This is a genomic window from Shewanella insulae (assembly GCF_009831655.1).
Lineage (GTDB): Bacteria > Pseudomonadota > Gammaproteobacteria > Enterobacterales > Shewanellaceae > Shewanella > Shewanella insulae.
On record NZ_WRPA01000003.1, the window covers coordinates 149,780 to 171,752 of the forward strand.

At 51.7% G+C, this 21,973-nt stretch carries 23 protein-coding genes and 1 other annotated feature; of the genes, 16 read left to right on the forward strand and 7 right to left on the reverse strand.

Annotated elements, in window-relative coordinates:
• Positions 1 to 99 precede the first annotated feature (99 nt).
• The 3 genes from pdxJ (at position 100) to GNT65_RS05060 (ending at position 2,088) form a co-directional block, all read left to right on the forward strand.
• Entirely contained in the window at positions 100 to 837 is a 738-nt protein-coding gene (gene pdxJ / locus GNT65_RS05050; RefSeq protein WP_160794025.1) for a pyridoxine 5'-phosphate synthase, read from the forward strand.
• Positions 838 to 888: 51 nt separating this feature from the next.
• Entirely contained in the window at positions 889 to 1,290 is a 402-nt protein-coding gene (acpS, locus tag GNT65_RS05055; RefSeq protein ID WP_160794027.1) for a holo-ACP synthase, read from the forward strand.
• A gap of 255 nt (positions 1,291 to 1,545) precedes the next feature.
• The gene (locus tag GNT65_RS05060) at positions 1,546 to 2,088 is read left to right on the forward strand and encodes an Mpo1 family 2-hydroxy fatty acid dioxygenase (RefSeq protein ID WP_160794029.1); all 543 of its coding nucleotides are present in this window, start codon (positions 1,546 to 1,548) and stop codon (positions 2,086 to 2,088) included.
• Between the two features lie 80 nt (positions 2,089 to 2,168).
• Here GNT65_RS05060 and GNT65_RS05065 read toward each other — a convergent pair whose 3' ends face one another.
• Both GNT65_RS05065 and GNT65_RS05070 read right to left on the reverse strand, forming a co-directional pair.
• Positions 2,169 to 3,452 (reverse strand): HlyC/CorC family transporter, encoded by a 1,284-nt coding sequence (locus GNT65_RS05065; RefSeq protein WP_160794031.1) that lies wholly within the window; start codon positions 3,450 to 3,452, stop codon positions 2,169 to 2,171.
• Between the two features lie 146 nt (positions 3,453 to 3,598).
• A complete protein-coding gene (locus GNT65_RS05070) occupies positions 3,599 to 4,387 on the reverse strand; it encodes a cytochrome C assembly family protein (protein ID WP_160794033.1) in 789 nt (262 codons plus the stop codon).
• 292 nt (positions 4,388 to 4,679) lie between these two features.
• Between GNT65_RS05070 and ffh the strand changes: the two genes are divergently transcribed.
• The 10 genes from ffh (at position 4,680) to GNT65_RS05120 (ending at position 14,680) form a co-directional block, all read left to right on the forward strand.
• Positions 4,680 to 6,053 (forward strand): signal recognition particle protein, encoded by a 1,374-nt coding sequence (gene ffh, locus GNT65_RS05075; protein ID WP_160794035.1) that lies wholly within the window; start codon positions 4,680 to 4,682, stop codon positions 6,051 to 6,053.
• Between the two features lie 205 nt (positions 6,054 to 6,258).
• Entirely contained in the window at positions 6,259 to 6,510 is a 252-nt protein-coding gene (gene rpsP, locus GNT65_RS05080; RefSeq protein ID WP_012154307.1) for a 30S ribosomal protein S16, read from the forward strand.
• A 20-nt stretch (positions 6,511 to 6,530) separates the two neighbouring features.
• Complete coding sequence (gene rimM, locus GNT65_RS05085; RefSeq protein WP_160794037.1) at positions 6,531 to 7,061, forward strand: ribosome maturation factor RimM; 531 nt, start codon at positions 6,531 to 6,533, stop codon at positions 7,059 to 7,061.
• Positions 7,062 to 7,076: 15 nt separating this feature from the next.
• The gene (gene trmD / locus GNT65_RS05090; protein WP_160794039.1) at positions 7,077 to 7,823 is read left to right on the forward strand and encodes a tRNA (guanosine(37)-N1)-methyltransferase TrmD; all 747 of its coding nucleotides are present in this window, start codon (positions 7,077 to 7,079) and stop codon (positions 7,821 to 7,823) included.
• 34 nt (positions 7,824 to 7,857) lie between these two features.
• Positions 7,858 to 8,208 (forward strand): 50S ribosomal protein L19, encoded by a 351-nt coding sequence (gene rplS, locus GNT65_RS05095; RefSeq protein WP_011864870.1) that lies wholly within the window; start codon positions 7,858 to 7,860, stop codon positions 8,206 to 8,208.
• Between the two features lie 349 nt (positions 8,209 to 8,557).
• Complete coding sequence (locus GNT65_RS05100; RefSeq protein WP_160794041.1) at positions 8,558 to 9,649, forward strand: 3-deoxy-7-phosphoheptulonate synthase; 1,092 nt, start codon at positions 8,558 to 8,560, stop codon at positions 9,647 to 9,649.
• Between the two features lie 14 nt (positions 9,650 to 9,663).
• Complete coding sequence (gene tyrA / locus GNT65_RS05105; protein ID WP_160794043.1) at positions 9,664 to 10,803, forward strand: bifunctional chorismate mutase/prephenate dehydrogenase; 1,140 nt, start codon at positions 9,664 to 9,666, stop codon at positions 10,801 to 10,803.
• 536 nt (positions 10,804 to 11,339) lie between these two features.
• Positions 11,340 to 13,004, forward strand: a complete 1,665-nt coding sequence (gene hcp, locus GNT65_RS05110; RefSeq protein WP_160794045.1) for a hydroxylamine reductase — start codon at positions 11,340 to 11,342, stop codon at positions 13,002 to 13,004.
• A gap of 58 nt (positions 13,005 to 13,062) precedes the next feature.
• Complete coding sequence (locus tag GNT65_RS05115) at positions 13,063 to 14,130, forward strand: FAD-binding oxidoreductase (protein ID WP_160794047.1); 1,068 nt, start codon at positions 13,063 to 13,065, stop codon at positions 14,128 to 14,130.
• 214 nt (positions 14,131 to 14,344) lie between these two features.
• On the forward strand, positions 14,345 to 14,680 hold the full coding sequence (locus GNT65_RS05120) for a hypothetical protein (protein ID WP_160794271.1): 336 nt from the start codon (positions 14,345 to 14,347) through the stop codon (positions 14,678 to 14,680).
• A 78-nt stretch (positions 14,681 to 14,758) separates the two neighbouring features.
• Here GNT65_RS05120 and GNT65_RS05125 read toward each other — a convergent pair whose 3' ends face one another.
• Both GNT65_RS05125 and hpf read right to left on the reverse strand, forming a co-directional pair.
• Positions 14,759 to 16,723 (reverse strand): chorismate mutase, encoded by a 1,965-nt coding sequence (locus GNT65_RS05125; RefSeq protein ID WP_160794049.1) that lies wholly within the window; start codon positions 16,721 to 16,723, stop codon positions 14,759 to 14,761.
• 40 nt (positions 16,724 to 16,763) lie between these two features.
• Positions 16,764 to 16,886, reverse strand: a sequence feature (Phe leader region).
• Between the two features lie 836 nt (positions 16,887 to 17,722).
• Positions 17,723 to 18,097 (reverse strand): ribosome hibernation-promoting factor, HPF/YfiA family, encoded by a 375-nt coding sequence (hpf, locus tag GNT65_RS05130; protein ID WP_160794051.1) that lies wholly within the window; start codon positions 18,095 to 18,097, stop codon positions 17,723 to 17,725.
• A 274-nt stretch (positions 18,098 to 18,371) separates the two neighbouring features.
• Here hpf and GNT65_RS05135 point away from each other — a divergent pair, with 274 nt between their 5' ends.
• Positions 18,372 to 19,055 carry a cytochrome b/b6 domain-containing protein gene (locus tag GNT65_RS05135; RefSeq protein WP_160794053.1) on the forward strand — a complete coding sequence of 228 codons (684 nt, stop codon included), beginning with the start codon at positions 18,372 to 18,374 and terminating at the stop codon, positions 19,053 to 19,055.
• A 113-nt stretch (positions 19,056 to 19,168) separates the two neighbouring features.
• Here the strand turns inward: GNT65_RS05135 and GNT65_RS05140 are convergent, their stop codons facing one another.
• Positions 19,169 to 19,630, reverse strand: a complete 462-nt coding sequence (locus GNT65_RS05140; RefSeq protein ID WP_160794055.1) for a c-type cytochrome — start codon at positions 19,628 to 19,630, stop codon at positions 19,169 to 19,171.
• 230 nt (positions 19,631 to 19,860) lie between these two features.
• Here GNT65_RS05140 and trpR point away from each other — a divergent pair, with 230 nt between their 5' ends.
• Entirely contained in the window at positions 19,861 to 20,136 is a 276-nt protein-coding gene (gene trpR / locus GNT65_RS05145; protein ID WP_160794057.1) for a trp operon repressor, read from the forward strand.
• Positions 20,137 to 20,175: 39 nt separating this feature from the next.
• Here trpR and GNT65_RS05150 read toward each other — a convergent pair whose 3' ends face one another.
• Complete coding sequence (locus tag GNT65_RS05150; protein WP_160794059.1) at positions 20,176 to 20,556, reverse strand: hypothetical protein; 381 nt, start codon at positions 20,554 to 20,556, stop codon at positions 20,176 to 20,178.
• Positions 20,557 to 20,881: 325 nt separating this feature from the next.
• Positions 20,882 to 21,460, reverse strand: a complete 579-nt coding sequence (gene slyD, locus GNT65_RS05155) for a peptidylprolyl isomerase (protein WP_160794061.1) — start codon at positions 21,458 to 21,460, stop codon at positions 20,882 to 20,884.
• Here slyD and GNT65_RS05160 point away from each other — a divergent pair.
• A complete protein-coding gene (locus GNT65_RS05160; protein ID WP_181006174.1) occupies positions 21,425 to 21,787 on the forward strand; it encodes a hypothetical protein in 363 nt (120 codons plus the stop codon). The two genes, slyD and GNT65_RS05160, sit on opposite strands and share 36 nt — an antisense overlap.
• The last annotated feature ends 186 nt before the right edge of the window (positions 21,788 to 21,973 follow it).

Here is a 21,973-nt window from a genome sequence, read left to right on the forward strand (position 1 = left end):
GCGCATATTCATCGGGTGTTTCCCTTGTGGCCTTCCATTAAGCTTTAGTAAAATAGGCGCAAAATTCCAATCGCGACACTCTACACTTAAGGACTTTCCATGAGCCGTATTCATCTAGGCGTTAATATCGATCACATTGCTACTTTGCGTCAGGCCCGTGGGACCAGTTACCCGGATCCCGTCCATGCGGCGGCGGTTGCCGAGCATGCTGGCGCCGAAGGCATAACCGTGCATCTGCGTGAAGACAGACGTCATATCTGCGACAGAGATATCTATCTGCTGGCCAAGACCATTAAGACGCGTATGAACTTCGAGATGGCGGTGACCGACGAGATGCTGGATATCGCCTGTGAGGTGAAGCCTACCTATGTTTGTCTGGTACCGGAAAAGCGTGAAGAGCTGACCACTGAAGGCGGCCTGGATGTCGCGGGTCAGCAGGATAAGATCCGCGTGGCGGTAGAACGTTTGACCGCCCAGGGTATCAAGGTGTCGCTGTTTATCGATGCCGACCCGGTGCAGATCGATGCCACCGTTGCCGTGGGTGCACCTGTTATCGAGTTGCACACAGGCTGTTACGCCGACGCGGAGACAGACGCCGAGCAGGCCAAGGAGCTGACACGTATCACCGAGATGGCAACCTACGCCCACGGTAAGGGGCTGGTGGTCAATGCGGGCCATGGTCTTCACTATCATAATGTGAAGCCCATCGCGGCCATTCCAGAGCTGTATGAGCTCAATATCGGTCATGCCATCATTGCCCGCGCCGCGATTGACGGTCTAGATAGGGCTGTGCGCGACATGAAGCAGCTGATGATCGAAGGTCGCAGCGGTCAGTAGTCGTCAGTTCGTTAGAATTAATCTCATGTTGTGGCTGGTAGGGAAGGGCATATGATTGTTGGCTTAGGGACAGATATTGTCGAGATCGCGCGCATCGCCGACAAGGTGCCTGCGGCTGGAGATGAAGCGGAGCTGGCTAGGTGTCCGCTCGCCAAGCGTGTGCTGACCCAGGCAGAGATGGCAATATTCTTGATTTCCTCCCAGCCCGGTCGTTACTTGGCGAAACGTTTTGCGGCTAAAGAGGCGGCCGCCAAGGCGTTGGGTACCGGCATAGGCCGCGGCGTGTCCTTCCAACATATCGAGATCAGTAATGATACCAATGGCGCGCCGCTTATCGCCTTTCAAGGCGGCGCGGCCGAGCGGCTACGTCAGTTGGGAGGCAGCCATGCTCACCTCTCTATCGCCGATGAGAAGCACTACGCCACGGCGACAGTTATCCTCGAGTCAACCTAGATTCTTGTCTCGATAATGCGGCCTGTTTAAGTGGCACAAGATTGCTCCCAGGAGTGCTAAGATTCAGAAATTCGGACTGTTTCAATTCTTCTTTCGATAGTTTGAAAAACCATATTACTCTGGCATCTGTTAATAAAATGTTTTAGCTTAGGCTAACTGAGACGAGCGTCACACTTAGCCTGACTGCCTGAAGGGTGGTTGTTGCGATAGGGCTGGCTTTGGTCTCGTAAGATAATGAGACGATGGAGCCGAGTCATGAAATCTGCAATCGAGCAGCTATCTACCTATAAGAGTGTTCACCTCAACCCCACCAATATTAAGACCCACTTTGTCGGCATTCCGCTGATCATCTGGGCGGCCTTCGTGATGTTAAATACCATCCCCTTTAGCCTGTATAGCTTCGAGTCTATAGGGCTTGAGCTTAACGTGGCCGTGTTGTTTGCCTGTGGCGTCTTGGTCTATTATTTTGCACTGAATACCAAGCTGGCGCTGGGACTGGTGCTGTTTATTCTGCCCGTGCTCTACACCTCTTTTCTGGTGTCAAGGATGGAACAGGCATGGCCCATCGCCATCGGTGTGTTCGTGATTGGCTGGATCTTCCAGTTGATTGGCCACAAGTATGAGAAGGCTAAGCCGGCCTTTATCGACGATCTTAACCAGCTGTTGATCGGTCCCTTCTTTCTGATGGCAGAGCTCTACTTCATGTTGGGGTTGGAGCGGGACTTAGACGAGGCGATAACCCCCTTAGCGAGAGATAAGCGCCGCGCCCTGACCCATGCCGCTAAGACCGAGAAATAGTGAGTGACAATTAGCGCTTTGGTCGCTATGGGGGAGAACAAAAAGGCGCCTTAGAGCGCCTTCTTTGAATAATAGTGAGATTAGTTGCGACTGCCCTTGGGTGCCTTGTAGTGCTGAGGCATGACCCGCACCGTTTTCACCATGTTGTCTGCCACCTCGACGACCTCAAGCGGATAGCCCGAGAGGCGCATAGAGGTGTTAGGCTCAGGGATCTCCTCGAGATACTCAAGGATCAGGCCGTTGAGCGTCTTAGGCCCATCGATAGGGAAGTGCCAGTCCATCTCCTTGTTGAGATCGCGGATATTGATGGTGGCGTCGATGACGAAGCTGCCATCTTGCTGCTTGTTGATATCCTCGCTAGGCGTGGTGATCATCGAGGTGGTAAAGTCGCCGACGATCTCCTCGAGAATATCTTCCAGCGTCACTAGCCCCTGAATATCCCCATACTCATCCACCACAAGGCCGATACGTTCCTTGTTCTGCTGGAAGTTGGCCAGCTGCACGTTGAGGGGAGTCCCCTCGGGAATGAAGTAGATCTCCTTTACCGCGCGCAGCAGCGAGGACTTACTGAACTGCTGCTTGGATTGCAGCCGCAGGGCGTCCCTTAGGTGAACGAAGCCGACGGCATCGTCTATGTTGTCGCGGTAGAGCAGGACCCGGGTGTGTGGGCTCTGAATCACCTGTTTATTGATGCGGCTAAAATCGTCGTTGACGTTGATGGCGTAGAGATCTGAGCGGGGGATCATGATGTCCTCGACCGTGACCTTTTCCAGATCCATGATAGAGAGCAGCATCTCCTGGTGGCGCTGTGGGATCAGGGCGCCGGCCTCGTGTACCACGGTGCGCAGCTCTTCCTGGCTCAAGGCGTCATCGGCCTTTACCGAACGGATCCCCAGCAGGCGCAGGAAGGTGGAGGTGATAAAGTTAACTATCTTCACCAAGGGGGATAGCACCACCAACAGCGCTTTGAGCAGTATGCTGGACGGGAAGGCGATACGCTCAGGGTGTAAGGCGGCCACTGTTTTTGGGGTCACCTCGGCAAACACTAGCACCACCAGGGTGAGTACACCCGTGGCGATAGCTACCCCGACGTCACCAAACAGGCGTATCCCCAAGATGGTGGCGATGGCCGACGCGAGGATGTTCACCAGGTTGTTGCCGATCAGAATCAAGCCTATCAGCCTGTCCGGGCGCTCTAACAGTCTGATCGCGCGTTTGGCACCCTTATGACCATTGTTGGCCAGATGACGCAAGCGGTAGCGGTTGAGCGACATCATGGCGGTTTCAGAGCCGGAGAAATAGGCGGAGATGATGATGAGTACGAACAGGATGATGACAAGTACGCTGGTGGATATAGCTTCCAATCAGTGGCCCCACTTTGGCGTTGATGAGTAAGAATGGCGTTAAGATTTAGTAAATACAGCGATTTGGACTGTGAGTCAAGTTCACCTAGGTCGCACTTTAGTCCATCTTGACCTAGGTGAGGAGCGCAGTATTTAGCGTGTTTAGCCTATTGCAGGATCAACTCTTTGACGATGCGGGCGCCGAAGTAGGCCAGTGATAGCAGAGTGGCGCCGGTTAGGGTGTAGGCCACAGCGGTGCGGATCTTACAACCCACCCAGTACTGCTGTGCCAACATGGCGATATAGGTAAACCAGGCCATGATAGAGAGAATTGCCTTATGGCCCTGGCCGTCGGCAAACATGTCATCGAGGAAGATAAAGCCGGTCGCCAGCGACAGGCTCAAGAGCACCACGCCGATGATCACCAGATGGTAGAGCTGCTTCTCTACCGTCATCAGCGGCGGAATCGCAGGGCTCAGCATCAGCTGCTTCTTCTTCAGCTTGTTTTGAATCATTGCCAGTTGGATGGCATAGAGGGCCGCGATCATCAGGGCACTGTATGCCATCAGCGACAGCACCACGTGGGCCAACACCTCGGGGTAAAGCTCGAAGTGGGTGATATATTTTGGTGGCAATAGCCACAGCAAGGCTACCGAGATAACAGAACAGGCGTAGACCACAGGCACGACGACGATTACCTTGAGGCGGAACATCAAGATGGTGAAGGTGAAGGCGATGATCCAGTTCACCATGGAGATCACGTTGGTCAGGCTAAAGTTTTGCCCTTCACCTGTGAAGATGGCCTGAGACAAGGCGGCGGCATGGAGTACCACGGCCACGGCGGCGAAGGCGGCAACGGCTTTACGGTTAGGGCCATCGGCATGAAACAGTCTGCTGACGACCAGAACGAGCGCGATACTGTAGAAGAAAATGGCTGAAGCCGAAAAAATCACCATCGAAAATTAACCTATCGTTATGTGAGCTTTCTTGTGGTTATCGAACCGCGCGAGGCGGTCGAGTTATTATCCTTAGTTGATCGTTAGAATAACACGATGGATGCTATTTTGGGCAGAGGCTTTACACACAAAAATTAGTTCTTTCTGAGCGTTACTCCTAAGTTTTGACATTTTTCTTCCATGGGAGTGTTATGGTGTAAGTCATAACTTACGCTGCGCGGTAGCATAATATCTGCGCATCGCTATAATACTGCCCCAATCATGTAAATTCTAAACGGTAAAGAACGCGATAATGTTTGAGAACCTCACCGACAGATTATCACGCACCCTGAAAAATATTAGCGGTCGTGGTCGCTTAACAGAAGACAATATTAAAGAAACGTTACGCGAAGTGCGCATGGCGCTACTGGAAGCCGACGTCGCCTTGCCTGTTGTACGCGCCTTCGTTAACAGCGTTAAAGAGCGCGCCGTAGGCCAGGAGGTCACCAAGAGCCTGAGCCCAGGCCAAGCCTTCATCAAGATCGTCCAGAGTGAGCTCGAAAATGCCATGGGCGAGGCCAACGAGGCGTTAAACCTCTCGGCGCAGCCGCCAGCGGTGATCATGATGGCCGGTCTACAAGGTGCGGGTAAGACCACCAGTGTTGCCAAGCTGTCTAAGTTCCTGCGTGAGAGACAGAAGAAATCTGTGCTGGTGGTCAGTGCCGACGTCTATCGTCCGGCGGCGATCAAGCAGCTCGAGACCCTGGCAAATGAGGTAGAGGTCGAGTTCTTCCCATCGGATGTTTCGCAAAAGCCTATCGATATCGTCGATGCGGCTATGGCTCATGCCAAGCTCAAATTTATCGATGTGGTGATCGTCGATACCGCGGGTCGCCTGCATGTCGATGAGAGCATGATGGACGAGATCAAGGCACTGCATGCTGCGGTGCAGCCGGTAGAAACCCTGTTTGTGGTCGACGCCATGACGGGTCAGGATGCAGCCAATACCGCCAAGGCTTTTAACGAAGCTCTGCCGCTGACAGGTGTGGTACTGACCAAGGTCGATGGTGATGCCCGCGGTGGTGCGGCGCTGTCGATTCGTCACATTACCGGCAAGCCGATTAAGTTCCTGGGTGTGGGCGAGAAGACTGATGCGCTCGAGCCTTTCCATCCCGATCGCGTCGCCTCACGCATTCTGGGTATGGGCGATGTGCTTTCCTTGATCGAAGAGGTTGAGCGCGGCGTCGATAAAGACAAGGCGATGAAGCTGGCCTCTAAGGTTAAGAAGGGCGGTAGCTTCGACCTGGAAGACTTCCGCGAACAGCTTCAACAGATGAAGAACATGGGCGGCATGATGAACATGCTCGAGAAGCTGCCAGGTGTTGGTCAACTTCCTCCTGAGGCTCTGGCTCAGGTGCAGGATGGCAAGATGACTGGGCAAATGGAGGCTATTATTAATTCTATGACCCCGGCCGAGCGTAAGCGCCCTGAGATCATCAAGGGATCTCGTAAACGTCGTATCGCCATGGGGTCTGGTACCCAGATCCAGGACGTCAATCGTCTGCTCAAGCAGTTCACTCAGATGCAGAAGATGATGAAGAAGATGTCCGGTAAGGGGGGCGTGAAGAAGATGATGCGCGGCATGAGCGGCATGCTGCCTCCTGGGATGAAGATGCCGGGACGTTAATCGTCTTACTTTGTATAGATTTAGCTAAGTCCATTAAGGGTTTTCAGCCCTTAGTGGGTTTGCTATTTTTGCGTGAAAAACGTTGCATTTGTCACCGGTTCAGGTAGAATCGGGCGGCTTTCTATCTGGGACTCTTCGCGAACACGGGGTTCCAGTTTTTATTTTTGCTTCAGAAAGAAGCAAATCATTAGAGGATAAAAGACGCATGGTTACCATTCGTTTAGCTCGAGGCGGCGCAAAAAAGCGTCCATTTTATAACATCGTTGTTGCTGATAGCCGTAACGCTCGTGACGGTCGTTTCATCGAACGTGTTGGCTTCTTCAACCCTGTAGCTCGTGGTCAAGAAGAAGCTCTGCGCTTAGATCTTGATCGTGTAGAACACTGGGTTGCTAACGGTGCTGCTACTACTGATCGTGTAGCGAAACTGATCAAAGACGCTCGTAAAGCTGCTGCTTAATAGCGTTTAGGTATAGATTGATGAGTAGTCACCAAGAACCTGTCGTACTAGGCAAATTAGGCGCTAGTCACGGCATTAAAGGTTGGTTGAAGATCACTAGCTATACCGATTCTGTCGAAGATATTTTTGACTATTCACCCTGGTTGATTAAAGAGCAAGGTGAATGGCGCGAAGTCAAGGTTGCACAGTGGCGTTACCAAGGTAAGGCGATTATCGCCGCCCTGGAAGGCGTAACCACTCGAGACCAAGCGCAAATGCTCACTAACTGTGAGATTGCCATTCCCGCCGAGGCGATGAAGGCGCTGCCGGAAGATGAATTCTACTGGCGTGATCTTATCGGCTGTGAGGTGGTGAATACTAAAGGCTACAACATGGGCAAGGTCGACCAGATCGTGGAAACAGGATCGAACGACGTGCTACTTGTGAAGGCCAACGCGAAAGATGGCTTTGGCAAAACGGAACGTATGATTCCTTTTGTTACCGAGCAGTTCATCCTAGAGGTGAATCTGGCGGAAAAACAAATTTTAGTGGATTGGGATCCGGACTTCTAAGTCGAGGGGCAACAGATGTGGTTAGGGGTAGTAACCCTGTTTCCAGAGATGTTTCGTGCCGTAACAGACTTTGGTGTAACGGGTCGGGCCGTAAGTAACGGTTTGTTAGAGTTGCAAACGTGGAATCCCAGAGATTTCACCCATGATAAGCATAGAACAGTGGACGACAGGCCTTATGGCGGCGGACCTGGCATGTTGATGATGGTGCAGCCTCTACGTGATGCCATCCATGCAGCGAAAGCCGCTGCGGGTGATAAGGCTAAGGTGATTTATCTCTCTCCTCAGGGACGCAAGCTGACACAGCAGGGCGTCGAAGAGTTAGCTAAATCGGAGCGTTTGATTTTAGTGTGTGGTCGCTACGAAGGTATCGATGAGCGCATTATTCAAACGGAAGTGGATGAAGAGTGGTCGATTGGAGATTACGTGCTCTCGGGCGGTGAACTTCCAGCGATGACTCTGATCGATTCGGTCTCTCGTTTGGTTCCTGGCGTGCTAGGAAAACAGGCGTCGGCAGAGCAGGATTCCTTCTCTGACGGATTGCTGGATTGTCCCCACTATACTCGCCCCGAAAGCCTAGATGGTATCGATGTACCGGCGGTATTGCTTAGCGGCAACCACGAACATATTAGACGCTGGCGTTTGCAGCAGAGTCTCGGAAGAACTTTACTGCGGCGACCAGAATTATTTGAAAATCTAGCTCTGACTGACGAACAAACCAAGCTATTAGCCGAGTTTGTTAATACCGCCCAAGCAGGCGAGTAAAAGTGGTCAGTTATTACTAGTATGGAGTTTATTCATGAATAACATCATTAAAATGCTCAACGATGAGCAAATGAAGCAAGACGTACCAGAATTTGGTGCAGGTGACACAGTAGTTGTAAAAGTACGTGTTGTTGAAGGCGGTAAAGAGCGTCTACAGGCGTTCGAAGGCGTTGTTATCGCTAAGCGTAACCGTGGTCTGCACTCTGCATTTACTGTACGTAAGATCTCTAATGGCGAAGGTGTTGAGCGTGCGTTCCAGACTCACAGCCCGCTCATCTCTAGCATCGAAGTTAAGCGTCGCGGCCGTGTTCGTCGTGCTAAGCTTTACTACCTACGTGAGCGTTCAGGTAAGTCTGCACGTATCCGCGAGAAGCTTGCTAAGTAAGCACTCGCTAAAACGTAAAAAAAGATGCAGTGTTCGCACAATGACCCGCCTTATGGCGGGTTTTTGTTTTTAAGCGTTCGCTAATGCGTTGTGCTGTCCTCCTCTACATTGGCTTGCGTATTTCCCTCCTTATCCTCTCGCGTTCGGTAAGTGCTCCCTCGGCATAATCCCTTTCCTAAGTTGGCCTTCACTAGCGCATTTTTCGCCTTAATCGTGAATTATTCTTGAAAAGCGAATTTCTGCTTGATCTAAATTTATGCAGCAGGCATAGTTAGCTCACAGGTGTAATGGTGTACCATTACGATATTGCATTTTAGGTATGAGAAAACACACTAGGTTGGTGACAGGTATGCAGCAAGACACGATTAATAATGTTCACATCAGCTCGGAGAAAGTGCTGGTGACCCCCCAAGAGTTAAAACAACAACTGCCCCTGTCGACTGCCGCCTATCATTATGTGCTTAACGCGCGCCGCACCGTATCGGATATCGTCCACAAGCGTGACAACCGTGTGCTGGTGGTCAGCGGCCCATGCTCTATCCACGATATCGCCTCGGCCAAGGAGTACGCCTTGCGCCTCAAGACGCTACACGATGAGCTCAAAGATGAGTTCTACATTTTGATGCGGGTCTACTTCGAGAAGCCACGTACTACCGTGGGCTGGAAGGGGATGATCAACGATCCCGATATGGATGAGTCCTTCGATGTCGAGAAGGGTTTACGCCAGGCGAGAGAGTTGATGATCTGGTTGGCGGAGCTTGGTTTGCCGGTGGCCACAGAGGCGCTGGATCCCATCAGCCCGCAATACATCTCAGAGTTGGTCACCTGGTCGGCCATCGGCGCGCGCACCACAGAGTCTCAGACCCACAGGGAGATGGCCTCGGGGCTCTCTATGCCGGTGGGCTTCAAGAATGGCACAGACGGCAAGCTAGGGGTGGCGATAAACGCGCTGCAGTCGGCGGCCAGCAGCCACAGATTTATGGGGATCAACCAGGCGGGGCAGGTCGCCTTGCTACAGACCGCGGGTAACCCGGATGGTCATGTGATCCTGCGTGGCGGTAAGACACCCAACTATGATGCTTCGAGCGTGGCCAAGTGTGAGCAGCAGCTGCATGCGGCTAAACTCAACGCTCGCTTGGTGGTGGATTGTAGCCATGGTAACTCGAGTAAAGATCACACCCGCCAGCCGAGCGTCTGCCAGGAAGTGTTCGAGCAGATCGCCAATGGCAACAAGTCGATCATTGGTGTCATGTTGGAGAGCCATCTGAACGAGGGCAATCAGAGCAGCGATAAGCCGATGAGCGAGCTGGCCTACGGGGTGTCGGTTACCGATGCCTGCATCGATTGGCAGACCACAGAGGAGCTCCTGCGTCAGGGCGCCGCACAATTGGCATCGGTTTTACCCAGCAGATTTGCTATGCTCAAGGCGGTTAATGCCTGATGGAAAGTGCGCAAATGAGTGAGAAAACCACCAAAGAGCTTGAAAAATTAAGAGAACATATCGACAGTGTCGATCAACAGCTGTTGCATCTACTGCGTAAGCGCCTGGATCTGGTGGCCCAGGTGGGTGGCGTCAAGCATGCGGCCGGGGTGCCCATCTACGCGCCTCAGCGCGAGGCCTCCATGCTGGCCAAGCGCCGGGAGGAGGCGGCTAAGATGAATGTCTCGCCTCAGCTGATCGAAGATATTCTGCGTCGCCTGATGCGCGAGTCTTATCTCAACGAGAAGGATGTCGGTTTCAAGCAGGTTAAGACAGATCTGGGCCATGTGGTGATCGTTGGTGGCCAGGGCAAGCTAGGCGGCCTGTTTGCCCAGATGCTGAGCCTGTCCGGCTATCAGGTGAAGTCTCTGGATAAAGATGACTGGCAGCAAGCCGAGGCGATATTCGATGGGGCAGGGATGGTGATCGTCACTGTGCCTATCAGCATCACCTGTGAGCTTATTCGCGACAAGCTTACCAGTCTGCCAAGCAGCTGCATTCTGGCCGATCTCACCTCAATCAAGGAGAAGCCACTCGATGCGATGTTAAGCAGTCACCGAGGCCCAGTGGTGGGGCTGCACCCCATGTTCGGCCCGGATGTCGGCAGCCTGGCCAAGCAGGTGGTGGTGGTGTGTCATGGCCGCGGCCGAGAGCAGTATGAATGGCTGCTTGAGCAGATTGGCATATGGGGCGCGCGTCTCGTCGAGGCGGATGCTCAGCAACACGACAAGGCGATGCAACTGGTGCAGGCGATGCGCCACTTCTCATCGTTTGTCTATGGCCTGAATCTCTATCGTGAGGCGGCGGATATCGACAACCTGTTGCAGTTCAGCTCGCCCATCTACCGGTTGGAGCTGGCCATGGTCGGGCGTCTGTTTGCCCAGAGTCCCGAGCTCTATGCCGACATCATCTTCGCCCAGCAGGAGAGCCTGACGGCGATTGGGGATTACCTGGATAACTATGCTCAGGCGCTCGAACTCTTGAAGCGTGGTGACAGGCAAGGCTTTATTCGCGAGTTTGAGGCGGTGGCCGCCTGGTTTGGGGATTTCGCGCCACAGTTCCAGCGCGAGAGCCGGGCCATGTTACAGTCGGTTAATGATATGAAGACAGGTTAATTGCTAACCTAGGGAAGGTGCGAATAAGTCCCGTGCTTGCTCTGCGAGTGCTTATAGTGGATAGATGCAAGGCACAGTTTGCAGCGAATGGCCCTAGTCCTTCGCAAGAACTGTAACGCAGCAAATACCGCTGTAAGCCTCGCCCTGCGGGGCTTTGACAGCAACACCATTTCGGCGTTATTCAACTTCAGCAGGCCTAGGCATGCCTTCAGTTGAATGCCTTGAACTGTCGCTGCTATCAAAGCCAGAGCTGTGCGACGACTTGTTCGCACCTTCCCTAGATTAAAGCTCCCTGGCGGCGCCCGAGTGATCGACACTCAGGGCGCCGTCTTTCTTTTGGGCCTCTAAAAAGGATAACTCGCTGTTTTAAATTGTTTTACCATATTTTTTAACAAGTTAGTTTCGCAAAAGCTAATTTGATCCGCTTCATAGTTTCTTACATTGCTGTCAATTTTATCTTCTGTGAGTGTCATTAGCACAGTAGACTGCCTCAAAACATGCAAAGAAAAAGCATGATTAAATAAAGGAGCTGTGTTGTGTTTTGTATTCAGTGTGAGCAAACCATTCGTACCCCTGCCGGCAACGGTTGTAGTTATTCCCAAGGCATGTGTGGCAAGCTAGCCGCTACTTCAGATCTGCAAGATCTGCTGATTTATATCTTACAAGGCGTGTCGGCCTATGCCGAGAAGGCGCGCGCCTTCGGCATCATTGACCCGGCCGTAGATACCTTCGTACCTAAGGCGTTCTTCGCCACCCTGACCAATGTGAACTTCGACGACGAGCGCATCATAGATTACACCAAACAGGCCTACGCCTATCGCGCTCAGCTTAAGGCGGCCTATGAGGCGGCTTGCAAGGAACAAGGTCAGGTAGTCGAGGCCCTCATCCCCGCCGCCAGCCTGGTACTTGCCAGCGTGAAAGAAGAGATGCTAGCCCAGGCCGCTCAGACGCTGCCTAATCGCGGTAAAGAGGAGGTCAATGAGGACATCATGGGTCTGCGTCTGCTCTGTCTCTATGGCCTTAAAGGCGCGGCTGCTTACATGGAGCATGCCCGCGTGCTGGATCAGACAGATAGCGAGGTCGCAGCCAAGTTTCACGAGATCATGGCCTTCCTGGGTTCTGATTCTGTCGATGCCGATAAGCTGTTTGCCACAGCGATGGAGATAGGTCAGCTAAACTATCGCGTGATGGCCATGCTAGATGAAGGTGAGACCCAGGCCTTCGGTCATCCCGAGCCGACTCAGGTGAACACGGTTGCGGTGAAGGGCAAGGCGATTCTGGTCTCTGGCCATGACATGAAAGATCTCGAGCTTATCCTTAAGCAGACTCAGGGTAAGGGGATAAACGTCTTTACCCATGGTGAGATGCTACCGGCACTGGCCTATCCCGAATTGAAGAAATATCCACATCTGGTTGGTAACTACGGCAGTGCGTGGCAAAACCAACAGAAAGAGTTCGCTAACTTCCCTGGTGCGGTGGTGATGACCTCTAACTGTATTATCGATCCTAACGTGGGCGACTATGCCGACCGTATCTTTACCCGCAGCATAGTGGGATGGCCGGGTGTGACCCATATCGTGGGGGATGACTTCTCCGCGGCTATCGATAAGGCCTTATCTCTTGAGGGCTTCGCCTATGATGAGATCCCCCATCACATCACCATAGGTTTCGCTCGCAATGCGTTAATGGCCGCCGCGCCTGCCGTTGTGGAAAATGTGAAGAGTGGTGCCATCAAGCACTTCTTCCTGGTTGGTGGTTGTGACGGCGACAAGGCCGAGCGCAGCTACTTTACCGATATTGCCAAGGCCGCACCAAAAGACTCCATCATCATGACCTTAGGCTGTGGCAAGTATAAGTTTAACAAGCTGGGCTTCGGTGATATCAACGGCATCCCACGATTGCTGGATATCGGTCAGTGCAACGATGCCTACTCGGCGATTCAGCTGGCGATCGCCCTGTCTGAGGTGTTCGAGTGTGAGATCAACGAGCTGCCGCTTAGCCTGGTGCTTTCCTGGTTCGAGCAGAAGGCGATCGTTATCCTGCTGACCCTGTTATCACTGGGCGTGAAGAACATACGCACAGGCCCAAGTGCGCCAGCATTCTTAACGCCAAATCTGCTTAAGGTGTTGGAAGATAAGTTTGGTCTGCGTAATACCACCACGGTAGAGCAAGACCTGAATGCCATCTTAAACGTTGCCTAAAACGCCCCCCAACGTCCACGGCAGTGTCGTGGGCGTTTTTCTTTTTGGTGAGTCACCCATGAATCAACAAGATTATCAATCACCCAACTGGCAAGCAGGCGAGACAAGACTCGTCTGTGTCGAGCGCTGGCAGGAAACCCATGATGTGACCAGCTTTCGCTTTCAAGGGGCCCAGCCGGTTAAGTTTCATTTTAAGCCGGGCCAGTTCATCACCTTCCTGCTGGATATCCAGGGAGAGCGCCTTGCCCGCAGCTATACCATCTCCTCGTCGCCCTCGCGCCCCTATTCTCTGGTGGTGACCATCAAGCGTATTCCTGGCGGGCGGGTGTCAAATTATCTCGTCGATAACTTGAAGACGGGACATAGCGTCAACGTCAGCGGCCCGGCTGGCGCCTTTAATCTGATCGATATTCCCGCCAGTCGTTATCTTTTCTTGAGTGCCGGCAGCGGCATTACCCCCATGTATTCCATGTCGCGTTGGCTGACCGATACCCAGGTGGGTAGCGATATCGCCTTCGTGCACAGTGCCAAGGCCAAGGAAGATCTGATCTTTCACGATGCGCTACTCAAGATGACCCAGCGTCATCCGAATATGGCGCTGCACTACAGCTTGGAATCGGGCGAGTCGCTCGAGGCCTGTCCCAGCTTCGAGGGGAGATTAACCCTGGAGATGCTCGCTAAGGCCGTGCCCGACTACCTTGAACGAACCGTGTTCGTCTGTGGCCCCGAGCCCTATATGCAGGCGGTCAAGGGGATGCTGGAAGGGGTTGGTTTCGACATGAGTCGTTATCATCAGGAGAGTTTCGGTGGGCCGTCTACCGCATCTTCCCTGCAAGCCGAAGGGCAGGGGGATATTGCCGCTTCTGCGCCATTCATGCTACAGGTTGGCGATCTGTCCACGCAGTTGACAGGTGAGCAGACAGTACTGGAGGGGATAGAGGCCAAAGGCCTACCCATTATTGCCGCCTGTCGCTCAGGAGTCTGCGGCGCCTGTAAGTGTCAGGTGCTAAGCGGTGAGACAGAGTCCAGCAGTGAAATGACGCTGACGCCGGCCGAGGTTGAGCAGGGCTTTATTCTCGCCTGTTCGACGCGATTAAAGTCTGATGTGACCCTCTCCTTGGCATAATAGGCATGGGGTGGCGCCAGGACTCGTGGCTGAGCAGCTGTCGCCAGTTCAGATGCTTTGGCGCTGTGCGAGCGAAGCTGACGTGAGGGGATAAATCGATTGCAAGATTTGCGCAAAAGACGATGACACAGTATGGTTAATGATAAGGACTAGGCGCAGTATGGCATCTGGTTCACTCTTTATCCCCTGTGTGGAATTTGTGTGGAGCGCCCTTATGGTATCGACTACGTCACAGCCTGTCGTTATAGACGACCATAGCCTTGGGCATCTACTCTATGCCTTGATGTCGGCCTTTCCCCTGCTGTTGTTACCGCCTCTTTTTGCCCTGGTGATAAGTCTCGGGCAGAAGAGTGACAAGATGAGTAGCCTGCTCTATTCACATATTCGTTGGCAGCGTTGGTCGATTATCTCACTGTTTTCGCTATTATTGCTGGCCTATTTAGTGCCCCAAGGCTGGTTGTCCATTAGCTTGTCATTGTTGGCGCTCTTGTGGTTCTGTCACCGCACCATCAAAGGCTGGATGAGTCTGGTGGATGGCCTGGCGATTTAAGCTTATCGGCAAAAATAAAAAGAGGACCTAGGGTCCTCTTTTTTTATGGCTTAGCAGGTCTCGTTATGAGACAGGTGACTAGCCGCGATAGAGGTGGGCAAGGATGTAGCTATGACCCTTAAGCTGCTCTGCATCGCTTAAACCCAGCACTAGGCCATCGGCCTTGAGAGCCTTAGCGGCACTTGCCTGGCTGCTCAGTTCGTCTGCCTGGCAGGCATAGCGGGTGTTGAGCAGTACAGGCAGGTGACTCCTCTCTTTGAGGCTGATCAAGCCGGATAGATCTAAGGTGGGTCGCTGCTGCTCGTTGAAGGTTCTGATACCGGCTTCACTCAGGATCAACTGCTGATTACCTGCGGCCAATATGATCTCGGCGGCGCCCAGCCACTCATCCAGGCTGGCCATGGTGTTGCGCTCTAAGATCGTAGGCATGTGCAGGGCGCCGATCTGCTCGAGCAGCTCTCGATTGTGCATCTGCTTGCCGCTGATCTGCAACATGTCGGCGTGATCAACGGCCAGCGGCAGTTCGCTCTCATGTTCGATGGCGACGATGCAGGCGAGATCAAACTGATTCAGGGCCCTGCGCATTTCGCTCAACTGGCGATTGGCCATGGGGTTGGCATGTAGCTCACTGACGGTCACCGCCTGGAAACCCGCCTCTTTTATCTGCTTTGCCAGCTGGCTGTAGTGGCCGGACTCTTGAGTGAGCGCCAGTTGGGCGATGGCGCCAAATTGGCCGTCGCCTATCTTCAGTTGTCTGGTGATGACGCAAGTGACCTGAGGGTGTTCGGCCAGGCTATGGCGTTGGTGCTTGGCGTCCTGTTTCTCTTTAGCCTGTTGGTCTGCTTCTCGGCTGGTAGTGGGCTCTATCATCAGCTGGCTGTTGCTCAGCTGGGTCGGATTGACGGTTTCACAAGGGTAGCAGCCCAGCACTTTGATAAAGCGGGTGATGCGCTCCAGCTCCTTTAATGCCTGCTGCATCTCGTCGCTGGCAAGATTTGCGTCGAGATCCAGATAGAACATCTCCTCCCAAGGCGTGCCAGGGATAGGACGGGATTCGAGCTTGCTCATGTTGAGATCGTGGGCCTTTAGAATAAGCAGGGCTTCCACCAGGGCGCCGGGCTTCTGCCCCGTGGCCATGATCAGCGTGGTCTTGGCCGGTAGTTGTGCCGGAACTGCAATCGCCTTCCTGGCCACGACTATGAAGCGGCTCTGGTTGATCTTCTGGTTGGCCAACTCGCGCTCGATAGCCTCGAGTTGATACAGGGCGCCCCCTTCGACGCTGCCGATGGCGGCGACACTGTTGTCATCGGCCTCCAGTACCCGTTCCATGGCCTCGGCGCTGCTGGAACAGTACTCCAGTTTAAATTCGCCATGTTGACTCAGGTAACGACTGCACTGACTGATAGGTTGAGGGTGGGCGTAGATGGTCTTGATCTGCTTAACATTGGTCCCCGGCTTGGCCAGCAGGCAATGTCCCACCTCTATGGTGGTTTCGCCGACTATGGCCAGGCTGGTGTGCTGCAGCACGTCATAGACTTCGTTGATCGAGCCTGAGGAGGTGTTCTCGATCGGCAGGAAACCGTAATCGGCATGTCCCGACTCTACCGCCTGTACTATCTCATCGAAGCTCTTGCAGCCGAGATCCTGCATGCCCACCTGGCGGCGTTCGCAGTAACGGGTGGCGGCGAGATAGGAGTAGGAACCCCGGGCGCCCAGGTAGGCGATGTTGTATTGCTGCTTCTGAAAGTCCGGATTGGCGCGGCCCTGCAGGTAGGCCTGCTGGTTTAATACCGAGTCTTCGATAATGCTCTGATAGAGAGACAGCACATAATGGGCATCTAGTCCCTGTTCGCGTCCCTGCTTGACCAGTCGGGCTAGCAGTTCTTTCTCTCTCTGGGTATCGCGTATCGGACGGATATCGACCTCTTTACTGCGGGCGACATCAAGGCTTAGTTCCCGTCGTTTGGCCAGCAGTGCCAGCAGTTCATTGTCGAGCGCGGTGATCTGTTCCCGGGTATGGCTAAGGGGATGTGGTTTGGTCATGCTGTCCTCTGTCGTTGAACGCTTCTCGATTATTAATACAAATAAAAAAGCCCCCCGTAATGGGAGGCCTTGGAATTCTTACTTTCGTTTTTACACCGAAATTCCGCCTCCCTAGAAGGGTGGAATAAAAAAGAAAGTAAAAAAAGCGTTGGTGTTTGTTTTCATAGCCTTCAAATTAAGCCCTGCTCTATACCCTGTCAATCAAAAAAGGGACAAAGTGAGAATTTATCCCTTTGGTAATAAGGTGTCTCATCTGACAGGCTTGTTTCGCCACAAATAGAAAGCGCACCTATCGAGGTGCGCCGGGAGAGTAAAAGATCAGAATTTAAGATGGGCATCCTCCTTTGCTTCTCGCCTGCAGATGAAAAGGGCTGCGGCAGGTAATAAGGAAGAGGCAGCGGGCTAATCGACTAGCGGTGATCCAATGGCCTGTTAACGTCTATTACGTTGGTTTGCCTTAATTGGCTATCTGGCTGCCTCAGTTATGGAAAAAGCACTCGATATTAAAATGGGACTGCGCTCCTTTCTTCACTACTTAGGGGGCAATAGTTTGAGATTATCTCATCGGCCACCCTATGGCCCTTGGGGACGACTTATCTGGCGCTATGCCTGTTTCCTACTTGGGCTAATCTTAAGCCTTAGGTTGTGTGAGTCGCCTTCAATAAATCAAACGTGAAAGATAAATATCTTTCGTTTGGCTATTTTGACCTCTTACTCCTGTATTGGCTTGCTTGTATCATCAGAGACGGCACTTAATAGTAAGTATAACAAGGGCGGACAACATAGCTAGTTCGTTAGCTGAGTTCCACGGCTTCCTAGTGAACGCCTGTGGCGGGTGTGATTGTCCGTCCTCGTCATTTTTGCCTGTCGCTGTACCTCTATCTAGGTGGTGATTTAACTTTCCACCAAATTTGGGTAAGTGGCTTTTGTGCCAGTTCGTTAGCGTTCGTTCCTCGGCCTACGCCTGAGGCGATGGTTCGCCACTTACCGTTAAATCTGTTACGCCGCGTATTCCTCATCTAATGTGTCGTCATACTCGTCGTCTATATCGGCGCTTTCTGGCGTTGGGCTCATCGCTGGAGCCGTGTAGCGAGCTCCTTCCGGTTTATGGCTGAGGCGATTGAGCTGTTTCTCCAGTTTCTGACCCATTGCATTGATTGCTGCATAGAGATCTTTGTCTTTCGCCTGAGCAAATAAGGTGTTGCTTGGTATACCGACTGAAGCTTCTATCTTAAATCCTTGCTTCTCTTGACCTATGATTACATGTGGATTAATGAGCTGTACATCGTGTCTACTTAGTTTTTCTAAACGGCTCTCGATACGTTCACGAATAGGAGTGGTGACTTCGAAATCTTTACTTGTAATCTTTATCATATGTCGAACCTTTCGTTGTTTCCTTGACTTCAGATTACCAATTTAGCCCTCATAAAATGTGATCTAGATCAACTTTTTGCCGCCAATATTTTCCGTTCGTTGCTTATTTGAGCCCTTAGACAAAATTGCAAAATAAACATTAGGAATGGCTTGTGTTTCTCAATTTTTGGCTGCATATTTGACTGGATAACACTGCTTACATAAATCTATTTGCCTCTCCCCATCGCTTCAAATATCATCAATTTCATTATTTTCTAAAGCGGTGAGTTATAAGATGTCCTCAGGAGAAAACCCTAAGTCTGCCCAGGTAAAAATTAAGGTATGGGATCTGCCTACGCGTCTGTTTCATTGGTCCATGATAGCGCTTCTCGGCGGTCTGTGGTGGAGCGCTGAGGTGGGGGAGATGCAATGGCATCAGGTGTTTGCCTATGGTCTGCTGATCTTGATTGGATTTCGAATTCTCTGGGGCTTAGTAGGTAGTGAGACCTCGCGTTTTAGCCATTTCGTTAAATCGCCGACACAGGTGCTTGCCTATGTCAGGCAGCCAGAGCGTCGCAGCATAGGCCACAATCCACTAGGTGGTTATATGGTGGTGGCGATGATATTGGTGCTGGTGGCGCAGCTCACCACGGGCTTATTTGCCACGGATGAGATCTTTACCGAAGGGCCGCTTTACAGCTATGTGAGCAGTGAGCTGGCCGGAACCCTGACCTGGCTGCACAAGCAAAATTTTAATTTACTCCTGCTGCTGGCAGCTTTGCATATTCTTGCAGTGATCTGGCACGGTATCAAAGGTGATAAATTGGTGGGCGCCATGATCACCGGCTATAAGAGTGTGAGTCATGAGAGTGTTATCGAGTTTAAGTTTCGTTCTGGCTTAGTGGCCTTGACCCTGGTCGGGGTGCTGGCAGGCTTGGTGGTGAACTATCTGATCTGGCCTATCGCGGCCATGCTTTAGGGCGATGGCTAACGGTAAAAGTTAGGCTAGAGAAACAGGATAAGAAAAGGGGAGCTTAATTGCTCCCCTTTTTATTTGGCTTTCAATATTATTTGTCAATATTCGTCTTGTTGTTAGTCTTTCTTGTAGACGTCGTGGCAGCCCTTACAGCTCTTGCCTGTGTTCATAAAGGCTTGCTTGATCGCGTTTTTATCGCTTGATTGTGCGGCAACGGCAAGTTTAGCGGCGTTGTCCTGGAAGGTGCTCATCTTAGCATCGAAATCGGCCTTGTCGCTCCAGATTTTTGCCAGCGCATCGGTGTTACCCTTGTCAGAACCGGCAACGAAACCTTCGGCAGGCAACTTGCTCAGGGCGGCAACGTTTTGTGCACGCATGGCAAAGACTTCGGCGTCGAAAGGCTTTTTGCCCTTAAGCATGGCGCCCATGTCGCCAAAGTTGTGAGCGATCAGGCCAAAAGCAGATTGACGATAGTGGATCGCATCGTCACTCTCTTTGAAGTTATTGGCTTGTACCGCTGAGGCCAGTAGGGCACTGCCGGCTAGTGCTAGCAGGCTTAGTTTAAATTGTTTTTTCATGGCAATCATTCTCACTACTTTGTGGATTTATGTGATCTAACGCAAACATTCTAATCTTAATTAACTATCAGATACTATAGATTTTTCTTTAATATTACGGCCAAAATGTGTCCGAATGTGTCTAACCCTTAAGCACCTGACTAACAGCATCTATGGCCCCGATAGCCAGCGCGGCAGATTTCTTGATACACTTTCATGTAATGGTAGGCAATGACAGCTTAGGAGCCGACGTGCGGGCAAATTGGGATCTGGTATTAGAAAAAGTGGTCAACCATCAAGACAGCGACGCCTTGATGGACCTGTTCGATTTGCTACTCACCGAAGAGGAGCGCAGCGCTATCGCTGGGCGCTTGAAGGTGTTTCAAGCCTTGCTGCTGGGAGAGATGAGCCAGCGACAAATCGCTGCCGAATTCGAGATCAGTATTGCCACCATCACACGTTGTTCCAACTACCTCAAACATATGCCAGAAGAGCAGCGCGAGCGTATCAAGGCACTCATTCTCTAATTGGAAATAAGTTCTCTAACCAGTAACTCAGCTCTTTAATTAGATCACCCGAATTGGCATGGGGAGCTGGTGTTTACGATAACTGCGGCGCTGCGCCAGACGAAACAGCGCGAAACAGAATAGCCCGGCACCAGCAAACATAAGATAACTCGAGTCGCCATGGCGAAAGACAAATAGGGCGCCTAACAAGTATGCGTAGGGGAGCAGGTTGTAGAGCGCTTCTGGCCAGAAGCCGTGTTTGCGACGCTTGGGATTATCGCTACGCCGGTTCTGCGAACGCATGTTGAAGATACGCGCGCCGAGCAGGAAGATAATCACGGCTAGGAGCACGGCAAGGGGCGCCTGAGTGAGTAATATGGTGCTTGCTGCGATGAGTAGGTAAATCGCAGGCAGTTTCTCATAGACGGGCTGAGCTATCATTTCGACATCCTTATCGTTTATATCAATCGTAATAAATAATTGATCATTCTAGCTTGTTAAAATGCTCGATAACTGTATTAGTATTTTTAATTGTAGAATAACTACTTATCTAAAAATCCTGCTTTGTTCTCGAGCGTTTTTCCTGCGCTATTTCTGATCACATACTTACTGTGATTGGTATTATGCGCAGCTAGCTCATGTTGTCTTGAAGCATAAAATAAAAGAGTCGGCATCACCTAATAAAAGGTGGCCGACTCTATTCAGAATCCTACCTGAGTCTGACGTCACTGCGTCAGATTAAGGCTTTAGGTTGAGCTGCTTTAGTCTAGTGCTGGCAGCCGCAACCGCCGTTGCCGTCGCAGCCCTCTTTGGCTGGTTTCTCAGGGTCTTCACTACAGCAACCGCCTTCATGGCTGTGTTCGTGACTACCACAGCCGCCAGCCGCATGGATATGACCATGGGCGATCTCTTCGGCGCTGGCGTCGCGAACCGAGATGACTTCAACGGTGAAGTTTAGTGTTTGGCCCGCTAATGGATGGTTGCCGTCGACAACGACAATATCGTCTTTCACTTCGGTGACTTGAACCGGACGTTGCCCCATCTCTGTTTCGGCGATAAAACGCATACCTGGAACGATATCTTCGATATCGCCGAAGGCTGCCAGTGGGACATCTTGGCGTAAACCATCGTGGTAAGGACCGTAAGCCTGCTCGGCTTCTACGGTAACGTCGAGCTTGTCGCCAACACTTTTGCCTTCGAGCGCCTGCTCAAGGCCTGGGATCATGTTTTCTGCACCGTGAAGGTATAGCATTGGCTCACCTTCAAATGAACTCTCGATCAACTCGCCTTGCTGGTTCGTTAAGCGGTAATGGATGCTAACAGCTTTGTGTTGGGTGATTATCATATCGCCTCCAATTCAGAATGTGGCGGCATTTTAGCTCGCTTTGTTGGCCTTGGCGATGACCTAGCGCAGCTTCTTGGAGGAAATTCGGTAAATTTTTTTTTATCAGCCAAGGCGCAGGAAGAATGTGGGCTGGACTTATATTCTCTTTTTGAATTCTTATTCAATGTATTCGAGAAAATATTTGGTTTTGCTGGTGGCGTAATTTGTTGGTTAATCGTCGATTTTAGCTCTCTCATTTGTATAAGCCTATTAGCACACACAATGCTTAAATTTATACCGGTTAAAATCCTTGGTTGGTTTGTATGTTTCTGTTTAATAAGGGCTTAAATGTCATTTTGATTGAGGGTTTTAATAGCGAATTTTAGTTTTAGCCTTTCTCATGTCGCCGTGAAACCATATCTTGTTATGTCATCTTGCCGCTCGACGCTTGCCAAGTGCTTAAAGTGTATTTTTATAAAGTTTTGTTTCAGGGGTTGACACCTTAGGGCAAAAAAGGCAATTCTGTAGGCACTT

Bases quoted from the DNA above. Each gene is read 5' to 3' on its own strand.
- pdxJ (WP_160794025.1), top strand. From the start codon at position 100: ATGAGCCGTATTCATCTAGGCGTTAATATCGATCACATTGCTACTTTG.
- acpS (WP_160794027.1), top strand. From the start codon at position 889: ATGATTGTTGGCTTAGGGACAGATATTGTCGAGATCGCGCGCATCGCC.
- GNT65_RS05060 (WP_160794029.1), top strand. From the start codon at position 1,546: ATGAAATCTGCAATCGAGCAGCTATCTACCTATAAGAGTGTTCACCTC.
- GNT65_RS05070 (WP_160794033.1), bottom strand. From the start codon at position 4,387: ATGGTGATTTTTTCGGCTTCAGCCATTTTCTTCTACAGTATCGCGCTC.
- ffh (WP_160794035.1), top strand. From the start codon at position 4,680: ATGTTTGAGAACCTCACCGACAGATTATCACGCACCCTGAAAAATATT.
- rpsP (WP_012154307.1), top strand. From the start codon at position 6,259: ATGGTTACCATTCGTTTAGCTCGAGGCGGCGCAAAAAAGCGTCCATTT.
- rimM (WP_160794037.1), top strand. From the start codon at position 6,531: ATGAGTAGTCACCAAGAACCTGTCGTACTAGGCAAATTAGGCGCTAGT.
- trmD (WP_160794039.1), top strand. From the start codon at position 7,077: ATGTGGTTAGGGGTAGTAACCCTGTTTCCAGAGATGTTTCGTGCCGTA.
- rplS (WP_011864870.1), top strand. From the start codon at position 7,858: ATGAATAACATCATTAAAATGCTCAACGATGAGCAAATGAAGCAAGAC.
- GNT65_RS05100 (WP_160794041.1), top strand. From the start codon at position 8,558: ATGCAGCAAGACACGATTAATAATGTTCACATCAGCTCGGAGAAAGTG.
- tyrA (WP_160794043.1), top strand. From the start codon at position 9,664: ATGAGTGAGAAAACCACCAAAGAGCTTGAAAAATTAAGAGAACATATC.
- GNT65_RS05115 (WP_160794047.1), top strand. From the start codon at position 13,063: ATGAATCAACAAGATTATCAATCACCCAACTGGCAAGCAGGCGAGACA.
- GNT65_RS05120 (WP_160794271.1), top strand. From the start codon at position 14,345: ATGGTATCGACTACGTCACAGCCTGTCGTTATAGACGACCATAGCCTT.
- GNT65_RS05125 (WP_160794049.1), bottom strand. From the start codon at position 16,723: ATGACCAAACCACATCCCCTTAGCCATACCCGGGAACAGATCACCGCG.
- hpf (WP_160794051.1), bottom strand. From the start codon at position 18,097: ATGATAAAGATTACAAGTAAAGATTTCGAAGTCACCACTCCTATTCGT.
- GNT65_RS05135 (WP_160794053.1), top strand. From the start codon at position 18,372: ATGTCCTCAGGAGAAAACCCTAAGTCTGCCCAGGTAAAAATTAAGGTA.
- GNT65_RS05140 (WP_160794055.1), bottom strand. From the start codon at position 19,630: ATGAAAAAACAATTTAAACTAAGCCTGCTAGCACTAGCCGGCAGTGCC.
- GNT65_RS05150 (WP_160794059.1), bottom strand. From the start codon at position 20,556: ATGATAGCTCAGCCCGTCTATGAGAAACTGCCTGCGATTTACCTACTC.
- GNT65_RS05160 (WP_181006174.1), top strand. From the start codon at position 21,425: ATGGATGCTAACAGCTTTGTGTTGGGTGATTATCATATCGCCTCCAAT.
- slyD (WP_160794061.1), bottom strand. From the start codon at position 21,460: ATGATAATCACCCAACACAAAGCTGTTAGCATCCATTACCGCTTAACG.